The 16,799-nt window shown below is 54.9% G+C and carries 18 protein-coding genes; 7 read left to right on the top strand and 11 right to left on the bottom strand.

What is annotated here, in order from left to right; genetic code table 11:
* Positions 1-300 precede the first annotated feature (300 nt).
* The 3 genes from ACTQ34_RS12450 to ACTQ34_RS12440 are packed head-to-tail and all read right to left on the bottom strand — an operon-like array spanning position 301 to position 2,169.
* The gene (locus ACTQ34_RS12450) at positions 301-1,047 is read right to left on the bottom strand and encodes a M15 family metallopeptidase (RefSeq protein ID WP_441364105.1); all 747 of its coding nucleotides are present in this window, start codon (positions 1,045-1,047) and stop codon (positions 301-303) included.
* Positions 1,048-1,063: 16 nt separating this feature from the next.
* Positions 1,064-1,669, bottom strand: a complete 606-nt coding sequence (locus tag ACTQ34_RS12445; protein ID WP_441364104.1) for a hypothetical protein — start codon at positions 1,667-1,669, stop codon at positions 1,064-1,066.
* Positions 1,657-2,169, bottom strand: a complete 513-nt coding sequence (locus tag ACTQ34_RS12440) for a flavodoxin family protein (protein ID WP_441364103.1) — start codon at positions 2,167-2,169, stop codon at positions 1,657-1,659. The genes ACTQ34_RS12445 and ACTQ34_RS12440 overlap by 13 nt, the downstream gene beginning before the upstream one ends.
* A gap of 580 nt (positions 2,170-2,749) precedes the next feature.
* Here ACTQ34_RS12440 and ACTQ34_RS12435 point away from each other — a divergent pair.
* Genes ACTQ34_RS12435 through acrA form a run of 3 tightly spaced genes read left to right on the top strand, consistent with a single transcriptional unit; the run spans position 2,750 to position 5,848 of the window.
* The gene (locus ACTQ34_RS12435) at positions 2,750-3,892 is read left to right on the top strand and encodes an acyl-CoA dehydrogenase (RefSeq protein ID WP_441364102.1); all 1,143 of its coding nucleotides are present in this window, start codon (positions 2,750-2,752) and stop codon (positions 3,890-3,892) included.
* 21 nt (positions 3,893-3,913) lie between these two features.
* Positions 3,914-4,714, top strand: coding sequence for an acryloyl-CoA reductase electron transfer subunit gamma (acrB, locus tag ACTQ34_RS12430; protein WP_441364101.1), 801 nt, complete (start codon positions 3,914-3,916; stop codon positions 4,712-4,714).
* An 18-nt stretch (positions 4,715-4,732) separates the two neighbouring features.
* Entirely contained in the window at positions 4,733-5,848 is a 1,116-nt protein-coding gene (gene acrA / locus ACTQ34_RS12425; protein WP_441364100.1) for an acryloyl-CoA reductase electron transfer subunit beta, read from the top strand.
* A 258-nt stretch (positions 5,849-6,106) separates the two neighbouring features.
* On the opposite strand, the gene ACTQ34_RS12420 is transcribed toward acrA, so the two are convergent.
* The 3 genes from ACTQ34_RS12420 to ACTQ34_RS12410 form a co-directional block, all read right to left on the bottom strand.
* The gene (locus tag ACTQ34_RS12420; RefSeq protein WP_297275703.1) at positions 6,107-6,559 is read right to left on the bottom strand and encodes a YjbQ family protein; all 453 of its coding nucleotides are present in this window, start codon (positions 6,557-6,559) and stop codon (positions 6,107-6,109) included.
* 15 nt (positions 6,560-6,574) lie between these two features.
* Positions 6,575-7,432 carry a glucose-1-phosphate thymidylyltransferase RfbA gene (gene rfbA / locus ACTQ34_RS12415; protein ID WP_441364099.1) on the bottom strand — a complete coding sequence of 286 codons (858 nt, stop codon included), beginning with the start codon at positions 7,430-7,432 and terminating at the stop codon, positions 6,575-6,577.
* 172 nt (positions 7,433-7,604) lie between these two features.
* The gene (locus tag ACTQ34_RS12410) at positions 7,605-8,735 is read right to left on the bottom strand and encodes a hypothetical protein (protein WP_441364098.1); all 1,131 of its coding nucleotides are present in this window, start codon (positions 8,733-8,735) and stop codon (positions 7,605-7,607) included.
* 256 nt (positions 8,736-8,991) lie between these two features.
* Here ACTQ34_RS12410 and typA point away from each other — a divergent pair, with 256 nt between their 5' ends.
* Both typA and ACTQ34_RS12400 read left to right on the top strand, forming a co-directional pair.
* Positions 8,992-10,818 (top strand): translational GTPase TypA, encoded by a 1,827-nt coding sequence (gene typA, locus ACTQ34_RS12405; protein ID WP_441364097.1) that lies wholly within the window; start codon positions 8,992-8,994, stop codon positions 10,816-10,818.
* Between the two features lie 30 nt (positions 10,819-10,848).
* Positions 10,849-11,235, top strand: a complete 387-nt coding sequence (locus ACTQ34_RS12400) for a RidA family protein (RefSeq protein WP_441364096.1) — start codon at positions 10,849-10,851, stop codon at positions 11,233-11,235.
* A 55-nt stretch (positions 11,236-11,290) separates the two neighbouring features.
* Here ACTQ34_RS12400 and ACTQ34_RS12395 read toward each other — a convergent pair whose 3' ends face one another.
* The gene (locus ACTQ34_RS12395; RefSeq protein WP_441364095.1) at positions 11,291-11,851 is read right to left on the bottom strand and encodes a hypothetical protein; all 561 of its coding nucleotides are present in this window, start codon (positions 11,849-11,851) and stop codon (positions 11,291-11,293) included.
* A 124-nt stretch (positions 11,852-11,975) separates the two neighbouring features.
* Between ACTQ34_RS12395 and ACTQ34_RS12390 the strand changes: the two genes are divergently transcribed.
* Together ACTQ34_RS12390 and ACTQ34_RS12385 are read left to right on the top strand one after the other, a co-directional pair.
* On the top strand, positions 11,976-12,452 hold the full coding sequence (locus ACTQ34_RS12390) for an RNA polymerase sigma factor (protein ID WP_441364094.1): 477 nt from the start codon (positions 11,976-11,978) through the stop codon (positions 12,450-12,452).
* On the top strand, positions 12,442-13,440 hold the full coding sequence (locus ACTQ34_RS12385) for a hypothetical protein (protein WP_441364093.1): 999 nt from the start codon (positions 12,442-12,444) through the stop codon (positions 13,438-13,440). Before ACTQ34_RS12390 ends, ACTQ34_RS12385 begins: the two co-directional genes overlap by 11 nt.
* 64 nt (positions 13,441-13,504) lie before the next feature.
* Here the strand turns inward: ACTQ34_RS12385 and acpP are convergent, their stop codons facing one another.
* From acpP to accC, 4 genes are read right to left on the bottom strand one after another with little or no spacing between them, the layout of a single operon-like run.
* Positions 13,505-13,732, bottom strand: coding sequence for an acyl carrier protein (gene acpP / locus ACTQ34_RS12380; protein ID WP_125115241.1), 228 nt, complete (start codon positions 13,730-13,732; stop codon positions 13,505-13,507).
* A gap of 5 nt (positions 13,733-13,737) precedes the next feature.
* Complete coding sequence (locus tag ACTQ34_RS12375) at positions 13,738-14,556, bottom strand: acetyl-CoA carboxylase carboxyltransferase subunit alpha (protein ID WP_441364092.1); 819 nt, start codon at positions 14,554-14,556, stop codon at positions 13,738-13,740.
* Positions 14,546-15,421, bottom strand: a complete 876-nt coding sequence (gene accD, locus ACTQ34_RS12370; RefSeq protein WP_441364091.1) for an acetyl-CoA carboxylase, carboxyltransferase subunit beta — start codon at positions 15,419-15,421, stop codon at positions 14,546-14,548. The genes ACTQ34_RS12375 and accD overlap by 11 nt, the downstream gene beginning before the upstream one ends.
* Positions 15,422-15,439: 18 nt before the next feature.
* A complete protein-coding gene (gene accC, locus ACTQ34_RS12365; RefSeq protein ID WP_441364090.1) occupies positions 15,440-16,786 on the bottom strand; it encodes an acetyl-CoA carboxylase biotin carboxylase subunit in 1,347 nt (448 codons plus the stop codon).
* Positions 16,787-16,799 lie beyond the last annotated feature (13 nt).

Below are 16,799 nucleotides of genomic sequence, written 5' to 3'. Positions count from 1 at the left end.
TTGGTTGTGGAAGGAGAAGTCTTCTCCATTCATGTTTGTACTTTTTTGGCCTTTATACGCCAGAAACCCGGCTTATGCCTGACGCATAGGCCGGGTTTCTCGACAGACTGACCAGCAGCACGCTTTCCAGCGTGCTGCTGGTTTTTTTATCGATAAATTCGTCAACAAATCGAATGAACCGACAACGTTCAGTACTCACACAAAAATGGCGATGCGTCCATAACAAAACGCATCGCCATAATTTCGCAAGGGAACTTCCACTTTATGAATCGCTGTCCATTTAAGCCGTCCTAAATGGGCTTATGCCGCCGGCTCAAAATCCGGTGCGGGCTGCGCACGATCATTGTCGCTGTAATGCCACCATTCCTTATCATATCCGGCAAATCCGCAGGATTCCATCACCGATTCCAGCAGCATCGCATGTTCGCCTGCGGCCGCGGACACATCTTCATAATTCCGATCTGCCAGCGCGGTAAAATCATCAAACCCGGAAGGCATCTCTACCGCCTCCCCTTCCAGTGTCACCAGTGTGACGTCAACCGTGTCGCCACGGATATGTCCCGAATAGCCGTTGGCAGGATTGGCGACATAGTTGCCATCCGGGTAGGTCTCCCACAGGGTCTGCTGTGAATGGGCCGAACGGAATGCATCCCAGATACAAAGCCGGTAGCCTTGCGCCTTGAGCTGCTCCTGCACATCCGACAGTTTTCTGACCGTAGCATAGCGCAGCCATGCATCTTCATAGGCGTAAATCACCGTGCCGGTAAAATTATTTGTGGTAGCGTATCGCAAATCAACCACAATATCCGGAATATAGTCCTGCACGCGGACAAAAGCCTGCGCGTCCTGCGGCGGGTCCGGTATATCTGCGGTTTGCGTATTATCCTCTGCTGCCTCAGGTGTTTCAGCTGCCGACGGAACCTCATTCTCCGTTGCTGCGATATCGGCTGTCTCCTCCGGCGAGGCGGTTTGCTCCTGCGCCGGAATGGTGCAGCCTGACAGCGCGGTCAGCAACAGCGCCGCTGCCAGCCAATACCGATATTTCACCGATTCTCCCCTCCGCCTATTCTTCGATCTGCATGGTTTCCATCTGCTCTTTTGTAATCCCATTCCGCTTTCCATAGTTCGTCCAATAAACGGTGGATGCGCGGAGAAACATGTTTTTGGAGATCGGCATGGTAACCTTCCACGTCTGTGACTTTTCCGCAGCAATAGCGGCAGCCAGCTTTTTCATTTTGGCGCGGACCAGAATCCGAAACGGGGTGGACAGAATTGCCTCGCCGCTCCCGATTTTCAAAACCGAGCCGAACGGATAGCCGTTTTGCTTGCAAAACAGACGGACCATCTGCACCGCGATATCATTCTGCTCCGGCTCCATAAATCCGCAGTTGATGAGAACCGAAACGCGCGGTTTCCACCGCGGCGGATGTTGCTCCAGCGTCTTAAGAAAATGCATCAATGTCACCGGCAGGCCGTCCGCATAGAGCGGAAACACCAGCAGCACATCTGAAAAATCCTCCATGGTCTGGCACAGCTCTCTGTGGTTGTTTCTGGTGACGGCGAAATATGCTGTCTCCGCCCGACACACCTTGGCAAACAGCTCGGCGTATTGCTTGGAATTGGATTTCGGCGCCCGCGGGCTTGCGTTAATCAGCATTATTTTTCCCATGACTGCACCTCGCTCTGCACCGCTTGCTCCACTTCCTGCTCCGGCACAAACACCACACGCCAGCTTGCAAAACTCATATTGTTTGCATTGCGCGCAACCAACTGCCGGAAAATATCCTTTTCTTCCTCCGACAGGTCGCCGTAACCGATGATTACCGCCTGCTTGGGCTTAACATTCCGCTGCACATGATGCGTTTCCCCGTTCCACAGACGAATGAATGCCTGCTGCACCGGAATTGCCCGCTCCAGCATGGTTTTCATCGTCGTATCATAGCTTCCATACTTCACTCTGCTTACATACAGCACCCGGTCACTTTGCGCGATGAGCGGATAAACCTGCACAGCATCATCTCGAATGACACATTTTCCGGGCGTTTTCGTCCAACACCCGAAACAGCCGACACAGTTAGCAATATGCAGTTTTGACAGGTCAATGCACTCCGTACCGCCGCGGTCTGTTTCCGGCAGACGAAGCGGCCTGTCACTCAAAATCAGATTCATGCTTCTCTCCTGTCTTCATTCATACTTATTCAGTGTGTTTTATTATATCATACTTTCTACCAATTTGATATGTACATTTTTCCCATATTAAACATTCCGCTTTTTCAGCGACAGGGTTTTATCTGATTCTGCCCGCCCGATGCATGAATTGCCGCAAAAGCATTTTTTACGGCAAACGCTTCATCCCTGATGCACTGTCTGCTTTTTCGAAGCTCTTCTCACATACATTTTTCCTCATTGCAATCCCGGCTTTTTCATATATTGCCCAACACAGCACCCTCTTCCTCTGCAAAGTTACACAACATTGACCAAAACATACTTATAATTTAACAAATTTATTGTTCCATTCCGTCAATTTTGACAATTGACGCATGATTTTCTGTGTGGTATATTGATAGTCGAAAATAAAACTTAACAAAAATATACGCAAGAAATACCTAAACCAAACCATCTGTTATACGTTCCATTGCGGATGGCTTGGTCTTTTCCTGCCGTATGATACGGCATCTCTGACTATGGCGGTACGCCGGCTCTCCGTCGGCATCGGCAATAAATTTCCATCACAAAAGGAGACTTGAACATGGATTTCCATCTGACCCGTGAACAGGAACTGGTTCGCCAGATGATGCAAGACTTCACTGAAAACGAAGTCAAGCCCATCGCCGCGGAAACCGACAAAACCTCTACTTATCCCCGTGAGACCATCGAAAAGCTGTTTGATTTGGGCGTTATGGGCATGATCGTACCGGAAGAGTTCGGCGGCGCCGGCGCGGACGACCTTTGCTCGGCCATCGCCATCGAAGAGCTGAGCAAGCAGTGCGCTTCCACCGGCGACATTCTCGCTACTCACAATGGCCTGTGCTGCGGCCCGATTATTCAGCACGGCACGCCCGCGCAGAAGGAAAAGTACCTGCGCATGCTGACCGAAGGCCATAAGGTAGGCGCTTTCGCGCTGACCGAGCCGGACGCCGGTTCGGACGCTGCCAAGGGCACCTGCACCGCGGTTCTCGAGGGCGATCATTATGTCCTGAACGGTTCCAAGATCTTCATCACCAACGGTTATGTTGCGGATGTTTTCGTTGTATTCGCCATGACTGATAAGACCAAGGGTACCCGTGGCATTTCCGCGTTCATTGTGGAAAGCTCGTTCCCCGGCTTCTCTGTCGGCAAGCACGAGGAAAAGCTCGGCCTGCACGGCTCGCCCACGGCGGAAATCGTGTTCACCGACTGCATTGTACCGAAAGAAAACCTGCTTGGTCAGGAAGGCAAGGGCTTCAAGATCGCCATGCAGACACTGGACGGCGGCCGTATCGGCATTGCCGCTCAGGCGCTCGGCATTTCCGAGGGCGCAATGGAAGAATCCATCAGCTTCGCCAAGACCCGTGAGCAGTTCGGCCGTCCGATCGCCAAGTTCCAGAACACCCAGTTCGTGTTTGCCGATATGCATGTTGCCATTGAGGCTGCCCGCCTGCTGACCTACAAGGCCGCCTCCCTCAAGACGGAAGGCAAGCCGTTTACGGTTGATGCAGCAACCGCCAAGCTGTTCGCTTCCGAAGCTGCCATGAAGATCACCACCAAGGCGGTCCAGATCCACGGCGGCTACGGCTACACCAAGGATTATCCGGTTGAGCGCATGATGCGTGATGCCAAGATCACCGAGATCTACGAAGGCACGAGCGAAATCCAGCGCGTCGTTATCTCCGGCAACATTCTCGGCAAGTAAGGAACAGGAGGAAAACAGAACATGAAAGCAATCGTTTGTGTAAAGCAGGTTCCGGATACCTCCGGTAAGGTTGCAGTCAATCCCGACGGCACCCTGAACCGCGCATCCATGGCCACTATCATCAACCCCGACGATAAGAACGCAGTGGAAGCAGCCCTCAAGCTCAAGGATGCAACCGGCTGCAAGGTCGTTGTTGTTACCATGGGTCCTCCCCCGGCAGAAGGCATGCTTCGCGAGCTGCTCGCGATGGGCGCGGACGAGGCTATTCTGGTTTCCGGCCGTGAGTTCGGCGGTTCGGATACCTTCGCAACCTCTCAGATCCTTGCCGCCGCTATCAAAAAGCTCGGCATCGAGGATGACGATATCGTATTCTGCGGCCGTCAGGCTATCGACGGCGATACCGCACAGGTAGGCTCTCAGATCGCGGAGAAACTCGATATCCCGCAGATTTCCTATGCTGCCGATATCCAGAAGGAAGGCAACACCATCACCGTTAAGCGCATGCTCGAGGATGGCTACATGACCATCCAGACTCACACGCCCTGCCTGCTCACCTGCATCAAGGAGTTGAATGTTCCCCGCTATATGTCCATCAAGGGCATCATGGGCTGCTATAATAAGCCGGTTACGGTTTATGACTACAACGCCCTGAAGGATGATCCGCTGATCGACCCGGCTACCATTGGCCTGAAGGGTTCTCCCACCAACATCTTCAAGTCCTTTACGCCCCCGCAGAAGGGCCAGGGCAAGATGCTCGAAGGTGCTGACAAGGCTACCTGCGAGACCCTCGCAGCTGAGCTTCTCAAGAAGCACATCATCTGATCGAAAGGAGAAACTATAATGGCTGAATTCAATAACACCAACCTCGCCGATTTTTCCGGCGTATGGGTATTCTGTGAGCAGCGCCAGGGCAAGCTGCAGCCGACCGTGCTGGAGCTGATTTCTGAGGCGCGCAAGCTGGCGGACGATATGGGCACGGAAGTTTGCGGCCTGCTGCTGGGCGGCAAGGGCGTAGGCGACGCAATGGTCAAGGACCTGGGCGCTTACGGCGCGGACAAGGTTCTGGTTGCGGAGGACGACCTGCTCGAGACCTACACCACCGATGCTTACGCAAAGGTGATTTGCGACGTTGTTATGGCTAAGAAGCCGGAAATCATGCTGATCGCGGCGACCAACATCGGCCGTGACCTCGGCCCGCGCTGCGCGGCTCGTCTGCACACCGGTCTGACCGCGGACTGCACGCACCTCGACGTGGACGTTGAGAAGTACGCTGCATTCCTGCAGGAGGCTTCCACGCTGCCGCAGGCACAGATCGACGCGCTCGACCGTGCTGACCGCAACCTGAAGATGACCCGTCCGGCATTCGGCGGTCACCTGATGGCGACCATCATCTGCCCGCGCTTCCGTCCCCAGATGGCAACCGTTCGTCCGGGCGTTCTGAAGAAGGGCGAGTACGACGAGGCGAAGGCAAACGCGGTTGCAGTTGAGAAGGTTGACGTGCAGCTGTCCGATGCGGACCTGCAGACCAAGGTTCTGGAAGTGGTTAAGGAAGCCAAGGAGCTGGTTGACCTGACCGGTGCTGAAGTGGTCGTTTCTGTTGGCCGCGGCATTTCCAAGGATGTTGAGACCGGCATCAAGCTGGCAGAAGAGCTGGCTGGCCTGTTCGGCGGCGTTGTCGGCGGTTCCCGTGCGGCAATTGACTCCGGCTGGCTGACGGCTGACCATCAGGTAGGTCAGACCGGCAAGACCGTACATCCGAAGCTGTATGTTGCGCTGGGCATCTCCGGTGCTATCCAGCACAAGGCTGGCATGCAGGATTCCGAGTGCATCGTAGCAGTCAACAAGGCTGACTCCGCTCCGATCTTCGACGTTGCCGACTACGGCATCTGCGGCGACCTGTTCAAGGTTGTTCCGATGATGATCGACGCTATCAAGGCTGCACAGGCTTCCAAGTAAAGTTCTCTCTTTCCCGCTGATCCCTCAGACAGCACCGATTGTACCTCCTATTCTCTGCCACGGGCCGGAGCATCCCGCGGTGTGTGATTCGCTGCAAAGCCACAGCAGATCCAGTGCTGTTCTCCTTCCCATTCAGTGTGGATTCTCTTCATAAAGGCCGCAGAGCATTTGCTCTGCGGTCTTTTTCTATCTATTCTCTTTTCTCCAAAAATACAAAAACCCGACAGCCATTCGGCTGCCGGGTTTGCATATGCCGTTTTACTCACCCATCACTTGAAAAACGATGTCGCGCGTGCGGTCGCGAGTATCGCACTCGACTAGCGTCAGATTCTGCCATGGGCCAATGGTGATTTCCCCTTCGACAAAGGGAATGACAATAAACGGTGAAAGCAGCGCCGCCTTGATGTGCGACGAACCGTTATCATCATGCCATGTGTCGTGATGATGATAATGAATCACGCGGCCGGTTTCATCTGTATAGGGGGAGAACACGTCCATCGCGGCCTTGAGATCATGATGTACCATGCCCGGTTCAAACTCCAGGGTAGTCAGTCCCGCTACACCACCGGTTGTAAAACCGGTGATGATACCGGACTTCATACCGGTTTCGCGGCAGGCATTGCGCACCGCAGCACGAAAATCATCGGTTACATCGATCATACCCATATGCGCGCGAGTACGATAGGTTTTTGTTTCTGTATAAACTGCCATTATCATTAGACTCCTTTACAGACACTGCAAATACTGTCCGTACAGTGTTTTTGCCAAATCAGATGCATGCCGCTGCAGCGTCTGGCGGCTGATATAGCCCCGCTGATATGCAATTTCCTCCAGACAGGCGATATAACGACCACTTTCATCCTGCACACGCTTGACCTCCTGCGCCGAATCGAGCAGATTATCCGCCGTGCCGGCGTCCAGCCAGACAAAATCCTCATCCAGCTTCACCACACGCAGTTCGCCTCGGCGCAAATATTCCAGGTTCACATCCGTAATTTCCAGTTCGCCGCGTGCGGACGGCTTGAGATTATGCGCAATTTCCATGACCGAATTATCATAGAAATAAAGTCCGGGGACAATATAATTGGATTTGGGATAACGCGGCTTCTCCTCAATCGACACAGCACGGCCTTCCTCATCAAATTCCACCACGCCAAATGCGCGCGGATCATCCACATGATAGCCGAATACACAGGCGCCCTGCCCCAGACGCAGCGCCTGCTGCAAATAGCTCTCAAAATCCGGCGAATAGAAGATATTATCTCCCAATACGAGGCAGACATCATCCTCACCAATAAACTGTTCGCCGATCAGCAGTGCGTCCGCGATACCGCGTGCCACTTCCTGCACCTCATAAGTGATATGCACACCGAAACGTCCGCCCGAACCAAGCAGCCGATAAAACGGACCTTCCTCTCCCGGCGGAATGATAATAAGAATGTCGCGAATGCCCGCCTGCAGCAGCACCGCCAGCGGATAATAGATCATCGGTTTGTCGTATACCGGCAACAAAGGCTTGCACACCGGCCGTGTCATCGGATACAGACGCGAGCCTTTTCCCGCAGCAAGAATAATTCCTTTCATATGGTATTCCTCTATCTCTGGTCTATATTGCGAACTTATTATAGCATATTTTGCGCCGTGTTTCCACAGAAAAATGGTCAATCCCCTTGTATTCGGGCAAGATGATCTCCGTCCACAAATGTGCACATCAGACAAAGCGGCAGCCTACCTCAGCAGACCGCCGCTTTGTCTGTCATGATTCCGTATAAGGCGCATTCGTATCAATGGCCACGGTCTGCACAGCACCATCCCACTGCACATCAAAATCCAGCGCCGCGCCCAAATCACGCAGCTTAAAATAGTTGTTGCCGCCGATCTCGTAAGCGGTGAGGTCGAGCGCCGTGTCCCCCAGATAGACCGATGCCTCGGTCAGCGCTGCCGCTCTGCTGTCCGTCGGAAGCGCGGCCAACTCACCGCCCACCGGTGTGTAAGCCGTATCAGCCGTTAAGTCAATGCGCTGCGCCGCACCGTTCCATGCCACCTCGAACTGTGCATTTGTGCCGGACAGCGCCTGTGCCAAATCGCGCAGCTTGAAATAGTTGTTGCCGCCAATTTCATACGCCGCCAGTGATACAGGCTCACCATCGATCGTCACCTTGTGCGAAGAAACCACCGCCGTCGGGTTGGTCAGCGTACGCAGCGCAGTGATTGTCTGCTGCACCGTGCCCTGCACGCTGTCCTGCGCCGACGGAGTGTTCCAATAGGAGTAGTTCTTTTCCGTCATGCCCGCGGTCAGCTGTGCCAACACGGATTTCAATTCCTCGTTCGAAACCGGCTGTCCGTTAACAGTGCAGATATGTGCGCCCCATGTCCCATCCGGATTTTCACCAATTGCATCCACATAGGTGAGCGCCGCCGTCATCTGATTGCCCTGTTTGGTCAGATACTGTACCTCGCCGCCGTTCATCACCTCATAGCCGTCCACCAAATACGCCTTATCCGCATCAATGTACAGCAGCGTAGTGGGCGAAACATCCGTACCGAAGTTACTCACCCGCTCGGGAATCTTCAAATCTACCAGTCCGCCGTCGTAGGTATACAGGTGCTGGCCACTAAAGCTGCCGCAGTAAAGCTCGGGCGTGCCGTCGCCGTCAAAATCCACCAGCTGCGCCAGCGAAAGTCCCTGCCACATGCCGCTCAACGGACTATCCTTCGACGCTGTTGACGCCGTCCCATACTTTTCCTGCAGCTGCACAATTGCATCCAGATATGCCCGCGCGCCCTTGGGTGTCAAATCCCCCGTTGTGCCTGCCGCCCCCGCAGCACCCAGGCACATTGCTCCTGTCAGCACCGCACACAAAAGTTTCTTGCCCTGTCCAGACATCAGTCATCCTCCTTTTTACATATTCATGATGGTTTCCGACTGCCTTTGCTACTTTGAGTATACTGTGCGGCCTTACCGCTGTCAAGGTATCCGAGCCGGTCGTACAAATTCGTGCATACAGGCGCAAACGCGCCAAAATTGCCAGTTTTGTGCGCATATTTGACGTGAATTTTGATGATAACACAGGTGGAAAACCTACCAAAAAGCGGGTATAATAATATCTGCACGAAAATTACCCGCAGATGGAGGAATAGATATGGTTCGTAACGATTTGCGCAACATTGCCATCATTGCACACGTTGACCACGGCAAGACCACGCTGGTCGACCAGATGCTCAAGCAGGCAGGCGCATTCCGTGAAAATCAGGTGGTGGAAGAGCGCGTCATGGACTCGGGCGACATCGAGCGTGAACGCGGCATCACCATTCTGGCAAAAAATACTTCGGTACATTACAAGGGTGTGAAAATCAACATCGTTGATACCCCGGGCCACGCGGACTTTTCCGGCGAGGTCGAGCGTATCCTCAAGATGGTGGACGGCGTTGTGCTGCTGGTCGATGCAGCGGAAGGCCCGATGCCCCAGACCCGTTTCGTCCTCCAGAAGGCGCTGGAATTCGGTCACAAGATTATCATTGCCATCAACAAAATTGACCGTCCGGACGCGCGTCTGGGCGAAATCGGCGATGAGGTACTCGAGCTGCTGCTCAACCTCGACGCCTCTGATGAACAGCTGGACAGCCCGATTGTTTACTGTTCCGGCCGTGCGGGTACCGCATCCATGTCCCCGAACACCGAGGGCACCGACCTGACCCCGCTGTTTGAGCAGATCCTCGAGCATATCCCGGCGCCGCAGGTCGACACCGAAGGCCCGACCCAGATGCTGGTTTCTTCGATTGACTACAACGAATATGTCGGTCGTATCGGCATCGGCCGTATCGAGCGCGGTTCGGTGAAGGTCGGCCAGCAGGTCATGGTCTGTGACTATCACGGCGCAACCCAGCCGTACAACGCTAAGGTTGTCACGCTCTACACCATCGAAGAGCTGGATCGCAAGCCGGTGGATGAAGCCAAGGCGGGCGAAATCGTATGCTTCTCCGGTATCGAGAATGTTACCATCGGTGAAACGCTGTGCGACCCGGAGCATGTTGAGCCGCTGCCCTTCGTCAAGATTTCCGAGCCGACGGTGGAAATGACCTTCTCGGTCAACGATTCGCCGTTTGCCGGCAAGGAAGGCAAATTCGTCACCTCGCGTCACCTGCGCGAGCGCCTGTTCCGTGAGCTTCTCAAGGACGTATCACTGCGTGTCAACGAAACTGACACAACCGATGCGTTCCGCGTCTGTGGCCGCGGCGAAATGCATCTGTCCATTCTGATTGAAAATCTGCGCCGCGAGGGCTATGAGTTCCAGGTTGGCGCACCCAAGGCACTGTTCAAGGAAATTGACGGCGTCAAGTGCGAGCCGGTCGAGCGCATGATTGCAGATGTGCCGCAGGATGCGGTTGGCGCTATCATGGAAAAGATGGGCAGCCGCAAGGGCGAGCTGGTTTCGATGAACCCCAAGGGCGCAGACCGTATGCGTTTGGAGTTCCTGATTCCGGCGCGCGGTCTGTTTGGCTACCGCACCGAGTTCCTGACCGACACCAAGGGCGAAGGCGTGCTCAGCTCGGTATTCCACAGCTACCAGCCGTACAAGGGCGATATTCAGAAACGCACCACCGGTTCTCTGATTGCGTTTGAAACGGGCGAAGCCGTTGGCTATGGCCTGTTCAACGCACAGGAGCGCGGCCCGCTGTTTATTGGGCCGGGCACGCCGGTGTATGAAGGCATGGTCATCGGTGAGAATCCGCGCGGCGACGATATGGCGGTCAACGTCTGCAAGAAAAAGCAGCTGACCAATATGCGCGCCTCCGGTTCGGACGACGCACTGCGCCTGATTCCACCGCGTCAGATGTCGATTGAGGCTGCGCTTGAGTTTATCTCGGATGATGAACTGCTGGAAATCACCCCCAAGAGCGTGCGTATCCGCAAAAAGATCCTGTCCAATACCGAACGCTTGAAAAAGGCTAAGGGCGGCAAAAAGTAATTTATTTTATCGTAGCAAAGGAGTTTCCTCATGTCTATTAAGCAAGTACTACATACAGATCTCGCACCCGCAGCGGTTGGCCCGTATTCCCAGGCCATCGTAGCAAACAAGATGATTTTCACCTCGGGCCAGATCCCGATTAACCCCAGCACCGGCAAAATTGAAGCAACCACCATCGAGGAGCAGACCGAACAGGTCATGCAAAATCTGCGTTGCGTGCTGGCTGAAGGCGGCGTTTCGTTCGACCGCATCATCAAGACCACCTGCTTCCTCGCGGATATGAATGACTTTGCGGCATTCAACGGCGTGTACGGCAAGTACTTCCCCGAAAGCGCACCGGCTCGTTCCTGCGTACAGGTTGCGGCGTTGCCGATGGACGCAAAGGTTGAGGTAGAGGTTATCGCGGTACAGGGCTGAGCCCTCTATAGCATCTAAACAAAAAGAGGACGGAAATTCCGTCCTCTTTTTGCTATTAACAGCCTTCTTTTGCTTTGACTGCCTGCAAATACTGCCACAGCAGCCAAATGATCACCGCGGCCATAACAATCTTTACCACAAGCGCCAAAAATGGGGATACCGCTCCCACAATTGTGGCAATGATTCCACCGATCAGTGACAGCCAGAAGCACCAGCGGATACGTCCCAGCGGATATGAATAGCCACGGGGCAAAATCAACTCATCCAATGCGAAATAGAAATAGTAATCTGCCACTATCATGACGATCAGCCCTGCCAGCGTAACCAAAAGCAGCAGAATGCTCAGCGCCGATCCAATCGCCAAAATCGTCAGGATCAAACCACCAAAGGTCAGTATAAGGCTGAGTAACATTGTACGCCATGCACGTCCCATGCCGTCCGACACATCACGCATTGCATACACCTCATACAGCTGTATCACTCCCGCCACAAACCCCATAAGCGAGGCGATGATGTGATCAAACGGCAACAGCACCAACGCAATCAGCTGCATCAGCCAATATATCCATAGATTGTGATAAATCGGCCGATGGATTCCTTCCAGATTCTCGTCCATCTCAATCCCTCCTTTGATGCATTCATGATACCAGACCGTATCATGCTTTGCAATAAAAATCCGGTAAAATCTGTAGCGATCGCACAACCTGCGGCGTATTCTCAGTGAAAGGAGGCGGGGGCGCATGACAGACAAAACCCCGGAACAGCTGATTCACGATTATGGAAACACTGTCTACCGGCTGGCCTACGCACAAACGCGCAGCCAGCACGACGCGGATGACATCTTTCAGGAAGTATTTCTGCGCGTGACACAGCATTGGCCGGTATTTGACAGCGAAGATCATGAAAAAGCATGGATACTGCGCGTAACGCTCAACTGTCTGAAAAGTCACTGGCGAGCGGCGTGGCGGCGGCATGATGTACCACTCGACGAGCGCATCCCGTTCCCCGCACCGGAGGAACGCGCACTGGATGACGCGCTGCGCCGGATATCCCCTAAATACCGCGCCGCGGTACATCTGTTTTACTATGAGGGTTATTCCGCCGAGGAAATTGCACGCATGACGGGCGAAAAGCCATCCGCCATCCGCACGCGGCTGACCCGCGCCCGCGCGCAGCTCCGCGACCTGCTGAAAGGAGAGAGCGACGATGAACTTTGAACACACCTACCGCAGCATGAATGACCGCATCACACCGTCTGATACGCTGGTCAGCGATACGCTGACGCGCATCCAGCAGGGCTATCATCCCAAGCACCGCCTGCGACGCGGCACCGCTGTGGCGCTTGCTGCAGTGATTGCGTTGGGCAGCACGGCAGCTGCCCTGCACATTACCGATCAGCTTCCTGCGTTATACGCCGCGGTATCCCGCTTTCTGTCCCCGGTGGAGCAGTCCTGCACGCAGAACGGCATCACGCTGCAAGTGGAATCCGCCTATTTGGAAGGGCATACGGTCTGTATCGTCTTTACTTTGCAGGATACACAAAGCAATCGCCTGACAGCCGACGACCTATGGCTGGATGATTATCGGATCGATGACTGGACACAGGGCGGCGGCAGTTATCAGTTGCTGGATTGGGACGAAGGCACCCAAACCGCAACCTTTTTCGCCGAATTTTCTGTGCTCAACCGCACGCTCGATACATCGGATCCACTGACCTTTTCGGTCGGCACCATATCCCCGGTTCTGTCCCGTCTGGACGGCGAAGAGTTGCCGGTTTCTCTGTCCGATGTACCGACCAAGGCAGCCGTGCAATCTCATATATTGAGCAGCTGCAGCTTACCGGACGGCACCGAAACACCGCAAAGCTATGATTTTCTTGCTCCGCAGATACCGCTCTGGAAAAGTGAGGATGGTCTATTCAGTATATCCGCCGCCACATATGAAAATGGCCAGCTGCACCTGCAATTGTGTACAGACGAAGCAGCCGGTGCCAGCGGCCTGCTGGAGCTGCTTGACGCAAACGGTCAGCCGGTCACTATCAGTGCCTCGTACAGCTATACCGACAGCGGCTTACACTATACAGAAACCGTCTATGCCCTGCCGCAAAGTGCGCTTTCCGGCTGTATACCGGTGCTCTACGGTTCGGTAGCCGGAACTCCCATCCAAGGTGATTGGCGCGTCACCTTCCAACTTGAGGACCAATAACGCAGGCACAAAAAGGGCTTCGGAACCACAGAGTTCCGAAGCCCTTTTCCTGCTTTGCAGCAAATTAGTTCTGATGCTCCTCGATATACTTGACAATGTCACCGATGGTGCTCATCTGAGTAGCCTCTTCGTCGGAGATCGTTACGCCGAAGTTCTCCTCGAGGTCCATCATCAGCTCAACAACGTCCAGAGAGTCCGCGTTCAGATCTTCCTTTACCTTGGTATCCATGGTCATAGTGGAAGCGTCGGCGTCGAACTTGTCAGCCAGGATCTCGCAAACCTTTTCAAACATGGGAATTACACTCCTTCATTTTCATCTTGATTTATTTGTCTGAAAATCCCGATTTTGCGGAACTTTTCATACCGTTTTTGCAGCATCGTATCCATATCCGGCTCGGCAGCCAGCTCTGCAAGCTGATCGCGCAGCGCACGACCCACGTTGCGGATAAGCTGTGCGTTCGTCTGCCCTTCCGGTACAATGCCTTCAATCATGCCGAAATTATATAGATCCTGCGCGGTAATACACAGGGTATCCGCAGCCTCGGCCTCACGGCTGGGATCTTTCCACAGGATGGATGCGCAGCCGCGCGGCGAAATGACCGAATACAATGCATTTTCCAGCATCAGCACACGATCGGCCACAGCCAGTGCCAACGCACCGCCAGAACCGCCTTCGCCCGTCACAATTGAGATGACCGGCGTGCGCAGTTCGATAAACTCATACAGGCAGCGGGCAATCGCCTCTCCCTGTCCGCGCTCTTCCGCGCCCACGCCCGGAAATGCGCCGGTCGTATCGACCAGACAAATCACAGGACGATGGAATTTCTCCGCCTGATGCGCAAGTCTTAACGCCTTGCGGTAGCCTTCCGGATTGGCCATGCCGAAGTTCGCCGCCATTTTTTCCTCGGTCGTCTTGCCCTTGCGATGGCCGATGACGGTCACCGGCATGCCGTTAAACATCGCCACACCCGCGCAGATTGCGTGGTCCTCGCCAAAGTATCGGTCGCCGTGCAGCTCGACAAAGTCGGTAAACAGTTCACCAATATAATCCTCAATCTGCGGACGCTTGGGGTCATGGATGATGCGCATTTTTTCACTTGCAGGTTTATTCGCCATAGTGCCACACCTGCCGTTTCTTTGGTTTGGGCTGTCGATGGAGCTTGAGAAGCGTCTCGAGCGTACCCTTGAGCTTGTTTCGCGGAACTATTTTATCACAGAAGCCGTGCGAAAGCAAGAACTCGGATGACTGAAAATCATCCGGCAGCGTCTCGCCGATTGTGCCTTCGATAACGCGCCGTCCGGCAAAGCCGATGGTCGTACGCGGCTCAGCGAGAATAATATCGCCCAGCATGGCAAACGACGCAGTGACGCCGCCGGTGGTCGGGTCGGTCAGCACAGTGATATACAACAGCCCTGCGTCTGAGTGCCGACGCGCCGCCGCCGAAACCTTGGCCATTTGCAGCAGAGAGAACATGCCCTCCTGCATGCGCGCACCGCCCGAACAGGTGAACAGCACCACAGGCAGACCCTTTTCGGTCGCGTATTCAAACAGGCGGGTCAGCTTTTCGCCCACCACCGATCCCATGGATGCCATCATGAAATGACTGTCCATCACACCGATGCAGGTCTCTACTCCGCCGATGCGGCACACGCCGGTCTTGACTGCGTCCGGCATGCCAACCTTTTCAGCCAACTGCGCCGCCTTGTCCGCGTAACCCGGAAAATCAATCGGGTCGGCAGGCGCCAGATCGGCATACAGCTCCATAAAGCTGTCCTTATCCGCAATCTGACGGATGCGCGTGCGCGCGAGCAGCCGCCCGTACCGGCCGCAATGCGGGCACACATACAGGTTTTTACCATAAGCATAGGCTTTCAGCTCCGCGCCGCAGCCTTTGCACTTGACCACCTTGACGCCCGTTTCCTCCTGTGGCTTCATCTCCATAGAGGTCTCCCGCGTTTTCTGGAATAAATCAAGCAGCATGGCGCTTCCTCCCCTCTTTTATCGCTCAAAATCTCCGTTTGCAATCGAATTGGCGTTAAACTCCGCGTCCTCAAACGCTTTGGAACGCAGAATGTGCATCTGATAGTCCGTGCCGGTCACGACGCCCTCGAACAGCGTTTCCGCCAGCGCGCGGCGCATACGGGCAATCGCCTGCTGCCGGTCCGCCCCATAGACAATCAGCTTTCCTATCATGGAATCGTAGAACGGCGGAATCTTATAGCCCTGATACGCCGCCGTATCCATGCGCACGCCCGGTCCGCCCGGCAGGTGCATGGACACCAGTGTGCCCGGGCAGGGCGCGAAGTCACGCGACGGATCCTCCGCATTGATGCGGCATTCAATCGCATGACCGCGCAGCTCCAGATCGTCCTGCGTGAAGGACAGCGGCTCACCTGCCGCCACGCGGATCTGCTCACACACAAGGTCAACGCCAGTCACCTGCTCGGTGACCGGATGCTCGACTTGAATGCGGGTATTCATCTCGCAGAAATAGAAGTTGCGGTCATTGTCAACCAGAAATTCAATGGTGCCTGCGTTGCGGTAGCCCACGCGCTTTGCCAGATCCACTGCCGCCTTGGTCATTTTCGCACGCAGTTCGGGTGTGACAAAGGCCGACGGACTTTCCTCGATCAGCTTCTGGTGGCGGCGCTGCACCGAGCACTCGCGCTCGAACAGATGCACCACATTGCCGAAGCTGTCGCCCAAAATCTGCACCTCGATATGGCGCGGATTATGAATGTATTTTTCCATGTACAGGCGGCCGTCGCCAAAGTTTGCAACCGCTTCCGCCGCCGCGCTGTCGTATGCGTCTTTAAGCCCGCGTACGTCCTGCGCCACACGAATGCCCTTGCCGCCGCCGCCGGAGGCCGCCTTGAGCATCACCGGATAACCAATGCGCTCAGCCTCGGACAGCGCTTCGTCAAAATCGCGCAGCGGGCCGTCTGTGCCGAGTGCAACCGGCACGCCTGCCGCAATGGCATTGCGCTTGGCCTCGGACTTATCGCCCATCAGACGGATGGTCGCGGCGGTCGGACCGATGAAGGCCAGACCGGCCTGCGTGGTACGCTCGGCAAAATCCGGGTTTTCGGACAAAAAGCCAAAGCCCGGATGAATCGCCTGACAACCCGACGCGAGCGCCGCCGAGATGATGTTATCCATATTCAGATAGCTATCCGCCGCGCGGGCCGGACCGATGCACACCGCTTCGTCCGCAATTTGCGCGTGCAGCGCTTCACGGTCAGCCTCGGAGTACACCGCAACCGAAATCACACCCAAGTCGCGGCACGCCTGAATGATGCGGACCGCAATTTCTCCGCGGTTCGCAATGAGTACCTTTTGAAACATGTTTTTCCCCGCC

Origin of the sequence: Agathobaculum sp. LCP25S3_E8 (genome assembly GCF_052117165.1) — a bacterium.
Lineage (GTDB): Bacteria > Bacillota > Clostridia > Oscillospirales > Butyricicoccaceae > Agathobaculum.
This window is presented reverse-complemented; position numbering and strand designations above follow the sequence as displayed.